This is a genomic window from Brevibacillus sp. SKDU10, assembly GCF_001645205.1.
Taxonomy (GTDB): Bacteria; Bacillota; Bacilli; order Brevibacillales; family Brevibacillaceae; genus Brevibacillus_B; species Brevibacillus_B halotolerans.
In genome coordinates, this window is sequence record NZ_LSSO01000078.1 from 1 (window position 1) to 704 (window position 704).

Here is a 704-nt window from a genome sequence, read left to right on the forward strand (position 1 = left end):
ACAAATAAAACGCCAAAGAGATAGACTAATGGATGAACCTCACGCCATTTGCCTCTTAAAATTTTCATCAGTGGGTATGAAATAAACCCTAGTGAGATCCCAGTAGCGATACTGGAGGTAAGCGGCATGCTCAACAAAACCAGGAAAGCAGGAAAAGCTTCATCTGGTAGCTCCCAATTAATGTGGCGGACACTGCCAACCATCAAGGAGCCAACGATAATGAGCGAGGGAGCGGTGATGGCAGACAATCCTGATACAGCGCTAATTAGTGGACCAAAAAAAGCGCCAATTCCTAGCAACAGAGCAATAAATACGGCAGTAAGCCCGGTGCGACCGCCAGCTGCAACACCAGACGCAGATTCTACATAAGCAGAAGTTGGCGATGTTCCTAACATGGAACCGAATAGAGTAGCGACAGAATCTGATAGTAGGGCACGCTCAGCTCTTGGAAGCTTGTTACCTTTCATCAGTCCTGCTTGTTCAGCTACGCCAAGGACTGTACCAGTCGTATCAAATAGCGTCACTAGTAAAAAAGAGAATACTACTGAATATAGCCCATACTCGATGACTGCTCCAAAGGCCGTTACAGGATTGGAGACTAGGATTCCTTCAGGGAGAGTAGGCATAGAGACAAAACCGTTTGTAAATTGAAGCTGACCGGTTAGAAAGGCGATTAGACCAGTAAGAATCATTCCGAAAAATAA

Annotated in this window: 1 protein-coding gene; it reads right to left on the reverse strand. The window is 45.6% G+C overall.

Annotated elements, in window-relative coordinates; genetic code table 11:
* The coding region (locus AYJ08_RS05000; RefSeq protein WP_197490590.1) for an NCS2 family permease at positions 1-704 on the reverse strand (704 nt) is incomplete at both ends.